Annotated in this window: 5 protein-coding genes and 1 pseudogene; 3 read left to right on the plus strand and 3 right to left on the minus strand. The window is 67.9% G+C overall.

Annotated features, from left to right (window positions below; genetic code table 11):
- Positions 1-265 (plus strand): hypothetical protein (locus HUW62_RS48235; RefSeq protein WP_255204004.1); only part of this gene is annotated, 265 nt, incomplete at its 5' end.
- 10 nt (positions 266-275) lie between these two features.
- Here HUW62_RS48235 and HUW62_RS49455 read toward each other — a convergent pair.
- Both HUW62_RS49455 and HUW62_RS50230 read right to left on the minus strand, forming a co-directional pair.
- Positions 276-401, minus strand: a complete 126-nt coding sequence (locus HUW62_RS49455; protein WP_255204005.1) for a hypothetical protein — start codon at positions 399-401, stop codon at positions 276-278.
- Between the two features lie 80 nt (positions 402-481).
- Positions 482-1051: pseudogene (locus tag HUW62_RS50230) on the minus strand (ABC transporter permease); the annotation flags it as partial.
- A 41-nt stretch (positions 1052-1092) separates the two neighbouring features.
- Between HUW62_RS50230 and HUW62_RS45345 the strand changes: the two are divergent.
- Entirely contained in the window at positions 1093-2634 is a 1542-nt protein-coding gene (locus HUW62_RS45345) for a hypothetical protein (protein WP_176437983.1), read from the plus strand.
- A gap of 106 nt (positions 2635-2740) precedes the next feature.
- Here HUW62_RS45345 and HUW62_RS45350 read toward each other — a convergent pair whose 3' ends face one another.
- On the minus strand, positions 2741-3730 hold the full coding sequence (locus HUW62_RS45350) for a hypothetical protein (protein WP_368670643.1): 990 nt from the start codon (positions 3728-3730) through the stop codon (positions 2741-2743).
- 457 nt (positions 3731-4187) lie between these two features.
- On the opposite strand from HUW62_RS45350, the gene HUW62_RS45355 reads away from it, so the two are divergent.
- On the plus strand, positions 4188-5546 hold the full coding sequence (locus tag HUW62_RS45355; RefSeq protein WP_176437985.1) for a hypothetical protein: 1359 nt from the start codon (positions 4188-4190) through the stop codon (positions 5544-5546).
- Positions 5547-5743 lie beyond the last annotated feature (197 nt).

Raw genomic sequence — 5743 nt, forward strand, 5'->3', positions numbered from 1 at the left:
GGGGGCGGGAGGCTTGCTGGATTGTGTTAGCCTTGACGCCGCCGTCCCCATCGAAAGGCTTGTCATGCGCAAGGGATTCCAGAAGTGGGTCTTTGTCGTGGGCGTCGTTGTCGGAGGCGCGTTGGGGGTGCTTCAGCCGGCGCAGGCGGAGGCGGGCTTGGAGTCGTGTCAGAACATCTGCACCAACGAGGACTGCTCTTGTTTCTTTCAGTGCAGCCCGCTGGGAGGTCAGTGCGTCTGCAAAGACTTCATGGAATGCGTCTGAGGTTCGGTCTTCACTGCTCCGAGCGAAGGGCCTCGCTGGGTGGGATTTGGAGGGCGCGGCGCGCGGGCAGCCAGCTCGCGAGCAGCGCCAGCAGTCCTCCCATGACACGCGTGGGGCCGAGGCTCGCGTCGACCACGTCTCGCCCACGGAGCCGTGGCGGACGTCGCGCGCCACGCCCACCACCTCGCGGTAGTCCTCGCCGTCCATCGTCAACTTCACCCGCTTGCCCAGCGCCTGCCCGTCTGGAAAGTGCCGGCGCGCGAAGGTCTCGTTGACCACCATGACCTGGGGCGCGCTCGCGGTGTCCGTGTCCGTGAGGGCACGTCCCTCCTTCAGCGGGATTCCCAGCGTCTTGAAGAGGCCCTCGCTCACGGTGCGGAACGTGGCCAGCTCTCGCGTATCCGCGGCGGTTGGTGACTCTCCGGGGAACAGCACGCTGCGGACCCCGTTGCGACCCCTCAAGGGCACGGTGCTGGCCAGCGCCGCCGAGGACACCCCGGGAAGCGTCCGCACGTCTTCCACGAGCGTGGGAGAGCGCGAGTCGCTTCCTCGCGTGGTCCTCGTACTTGTTTCCAGGGAGCAGCACGTCCGTGGCGATGCCACCGTGCCGCTCAAGCACTTCGACGAGGGTGCGTGAGCAACCGGCACGAGGGGCATGCGCCCCACGTGTGGAGTGGACAAGCTCCGAAGCCCGCCTGACGCGAAGGTGCGAATCCCACCGCACGCGCTGTCCCTCCAAGCAGGCGAGCAAGGTAGGTCTTGCGGGCACTTTGCACCGGGCACCATGGGACACACCCTCCCTCCCAGTCTTTCCTGTAGGGGGCGGCATGTCGTGGCGCGGTGGGTGGATGGTGTCGTTGCTGGTGGTGGGGGCGGGCTGCGGGGGAGCACTGCCCGAGGAAGAGTCGGCTGCCTCCTCGGCGGACGTGGAGCAGGGGCTGGACGCGTCGTATTGCCTCCCCACGGAGGCGAGCACCCAGCGAGTGAAGGCCATCCTGCCTCCGTCCGAGCTGGGCAGTGCCCTCTTCTCGGCGGGCCCCGGTCCCTTCGAGGACTTCCGGGGGACGCTCCACTTCGCGGTGAACTTCGAGGACGGCCGCCGCGCCCTGTGGAAGAGCGATGGCACCGAGGCGGGCACCCTCCAGGTCAAGAGCCTCCCGAACTCCACCGGGACGTTCTGGCCCATCGTCACGAACCTCACCGCGACGCCCTCCCGGCTGTTCTTCATGGCGGGGGACTCGGCGCATGGGATGGAGCTGTGGGCGAGCGACGGCACGGGCCCGGGCACCGCGTTGGTCAAGGACCTGACACCCGGCCCGGACCACTCCTCGCTGAGCCACCTGACGCCGGTGGACGACGCGCTGGTGTTCTTCAAGGAGACGTACGACGGCACCACGTCCCCCAGCACCCGCTACGAGCTGTGGCGGTCGGATGGCACGTCCTCGGGGACGGTGCGCCTGCGCGACTTCGGCACGGAGATGGACGTCAGCTACCTGGACGCGAAGGCGGGCGGCGCGCTGCTCTTCTTCGTGCGTGAGCTGTCCGGCGCGGGCACCAGCCTGTGGAAGACGGACGGCACCACGCAGGGCACCGTCCGGCTCAAGAAGCTCACCTCCGGAGCGCAGGCCTTCATCCGCTCGGTGGAGTCTTCGGACGAGAGCACCCTGTTCATCCTGGGCGAGTCCTCCGGGCTGCAGGAGCTGTGGAAGACGGATGGCACCGCCGCGGGCACCGTGCGGCTGGCGTCCTTCGGCTCCTCGCGAGTCGTGGAGATTCTGGGGGCGCTGGGCTCCTGGGCCTACGTCACGACCACGTCGGTGACCACCCAGTACATGGTCCTCTACCGCGTGCCGCTCGCGGGCGGCAATCCGACGTCCGTGGTCAGCCTGCCCAACGCCTACGCCTCGCAGGGCGTGGCGCTCCCCTTCATCAACGAGGTGAGCAAGGCCCCGGGTGGCTCCAAGCTCTTCTTCTCCGTCCACATCGGCACCAACGGTCCGGGGGTGCGTGACACGCAGCTGTGGGTGACGAATGGCACCGCGGCGGGAACCACCCTGCTGCGTCGGCCCATGAGCCTGTCGGACGAGTACGGCGCTCCGCTCGTCGCCGTGTCGGATGACCTGGTCTTCTTCAGCTCGCTCGAGGATGGCGGCATCGGCGTGGAGCCCTGGGTGAGCAACGGCACTCCGGGCGGGACGCGGCGCCTGAAGAACATCTCCACCGAGGCGCAGAACCCGTCGTCCTATCCCTACGGGTTCCTCAAGGTGGGCTCGCGTGTGTTCTTCGGCGCGTATGACGAGACGCGGTCAAGCCAGCTCTGGTCCACCGCCTTGAGCAACGCCTGCGTGTCGCCCGACGCGGGACCATAGGCGCAGACGACGTCACTCCTCGCGCCCCCCGCGACAGCCGGGCCCGAAAATGAAAACCCCAGGCTCCTGATAGGAACCTGGGGCTGACTTCAGGAGCGGGCGGGAATCACTCGCTCCAGTAGGTCCGCGTCATCAGGCTGAAGCCAGACACGGTGTCGACGAAGAACGCGACGTTGTTGCCGCTCCACGGGTCATTCGCGTAGCCGAAGTAGCAGCCCTTGAAGGAGCGGCCTTCGGTGAGGGCGTTCAGGTTGTTGACGCCGTGGGCGTACGTGGTGGGGTTGAGCTGGTTGTTGCGGTTGGCGAAGTTCAGCGCGCTCAGGAAGTTGCCGCGGACCTCGGCGGCGTCCGCCGGGGTGGCGCGCAGGGGGGCGTCGAACGGCGACTCGCCCGGCTCGAAGCCGAAGCACTCGTGGATGCCGAAGTGGTAGTAGCGGTCACCCAGCACGTCGTACCAGTTGAAGTGACGGGCCATCTTCGCGCCGTGGTCCGGCTGGGGCAGGGCGTTGACCGCGTTGATGAGGGACTCCAGCGGCTTGCTGAGCGTGGCGGCGTTGCGGAGGTTGCGCAGGCTCACCGCGCCAATGCCGGTGGTGCCGCCAATGGCGTGGGCGGAGGCGTACGGGCGCTGGTTGAGCAGGTTCACCGCGCCGTTCCAGGCGTACGGCAGCACGTCGTGCAGCTCCGTGTCGCTGATGCTGTTCACCAGGGAGACCAGCTCCGCCTGGTCATCCACGGAGACGGCGAGCTGGTCGATGATTCCGACGCAGGTGCTGGTGATGGCGCCCTCGGCGCGCGCGCCGCTCTCGATTTGCGCCAGGCGGGCCTCGCCGACCAGGGAGACGGAGGACAGGTCCGCCAGGGATACGAAACTCGCCGTGGCGCGACGGGCAACGATGTTGGTCGCCACGTTGCTCGGCAGGTACTGGTCGAGCTTCGCGAAGGTGGCGGTGTTGACGAACGTGAGGATGCCCTGGCACTCCGGGGCCACGTCCACGTCGGAGGCGGTGAGCGGCGCCTGCTGCTGCTCGCTCTGCACGGGCGCGGGAGAGGGCGATTCGGTTTCGGCGACACCACAGCCGACGAAGAGGCTCATGGACAGAACGACTGACCCGAGACGACGCATCTGGGAACTCCTGTTTTCGGGGGGACGACAGTGAGACAGCGGCTCCATACACCAGTAACACGGGTTGCTGACAATCCCCGGGACAGAAGTGTTTTTGTGTTCACGGAGAAGCCACGACGATGACGGGTTTCCAGGCACAGCGGTCCCTCTGGAAATCCAGCAAGGTGACGACTCTGTCACATGTCGCGTCTTCTTGAGTACGCGTGCCGTCCCCGGGTTCAGGAACATGCTTGATGACAGTTGACACATGTTTCATGCGGGCGGCTCGCGGGGTTCTGGCATTGCGGTGCGCACCCGGAGTGAGGTCCATCGGGACCTGGAATCCGATGTGCTTGCCTGTGCGCCATCGGAGTCAAGGGTGGCTGTGCCTCCGGGAGTCGGTGTTCCCCCGTTGTTTTTGGCGGGCGGCTGCTGTTGCCTTCCGTCCATGGAAGAGAGCCTTCTGCCGGACATCCTCGATGCGCTCGGGCGGCAGCCTCGTGAGTTCGGGGGGGTCCAGCTCCACGTGGAGCCCGTCCTCCATGCCGTGGACGGCACCGAGGCGCGCGCCGTCATCTGGCTCCAGGCGGCCTTCACGCCCTTGCCGCCGTCGATGAGCCTGCGCGTCGTCGAAGCCGCGACGCGGCGGGAGGTGTGGCGCGGGAGCCTCCCTTCCCTGGAGGGGGGAAAGGCGCTGCGGTGGGTTCTTCCGCTGAACCTCGAGGCCGGCGTGAAGGAGCTGCTCTTCCTCATCGAGGCGCCTGTTCCCGAGGACGCCACGCGGGTGCGTCCTCCCTGGCGCCTGTTCGACACGCTGGAGCAGGTGGAGGTCCGGCCCGTGGCCCGCCCGCTGTCGAGCACGCTCCTCAGGGCCGGTGTGCTGGCCACCACGGGTGTCGGCCTTCCCGCTCTCGCTGTCACCCTGGCCCCGTCCATGGGCCTGGGGCCTGGTGAGCCGGGGACGCGGCGTCACGCGGCGCGCGCGATGCCGGAGGGCTTCCTCGCCGACGTCAAGCCTGGCCTCTTCACTCGGGACTCCGAGCCCGGCAGCACCGTCATCTGGGAGGCCGGTCAGGTCCTGGACACGGCGCGCTGGGCCGAGGTCACGGGTATGGTCGAGGACACCGAGCGCGTGCGCTGCACCTGTGGCGCGGTGGCGCCTCGCGACGCGGAGTTCTGCCCCCGGTGTCTCGCCTCGCTCGCGGGTGCGACGCGAGCGCCCGCGCCGCCGGTGTTCCAGGCGCTCTCCGCCGGCATGGACGAGCCTTCCCCGGAGGAACCGGCGGCGCGCTGCCCCCGGCACCCTCGGGTGGAAGAGGTGCAGACTTGTCCTCGCTGCGGCGGGTTCTTCTGTGAAGCCTGTCTGCCAGAGACGCTCGCGTCCGAGCGAACGCACTGCGCTGATTGTCGCGCGAGAGAGAAGGTGCCCACCGTCCTGCGCTGGGAGTTGCTGCGGGACCTGGCCATCACCCAAAGTGTCGCGGCGGTGCTGCTTGTGGTGGTGGGCGTCCAGTCCACGATGGCCTCGCCCAAGGGAGAGCCCTTCCATTCGATGCTGGGGGGGCTGTGCTTCGTGTCTCCCCTCCTGGGACTCGCCGGGCTGCTGGTGCTCACGCGGAGCCCCATCCCCGGTTGGATTGCCCTCCCGTTCAATCTCCTCTTCGGCGCCGTCATCTTCCTCATCGGGTGGTACCTGATGGGCGCCCTCATTCTCCTCTGTGCCGTCATCTCCTGTTTCCAGCTCATCAGGCTGCACAGCCTGTCGAGCCCGCCGCCCGCCGTGACGGAGCCTCCGGCATTGTTGTGAAGCGAGGCTTCAGGGCCTATCGCGTCGGTCGCGTCTAATAGGGGCTTTGCGCCCGAAAGGATGCTGAGATGAAAATGCCCTCTTCCAGCCGAGCGCTCCCTCGCGCACCGCGGGTGCCTACGTCACGTTCGAGCCCGGCGCTCGCTCCGCGTGGCATACCCATCCGCTGGGCCAGACGTTGGTGGTGACGGCGGGGG

This window comes from Myxococcus sp. AM011 (genome assembly GCF_013372595.1).
Classification (GTDB): Bacteria; Myxococcota; Myxococcia; order Myxococcales; family Myxococcaceae; genus Myxococcus; species Myxococcus eversor.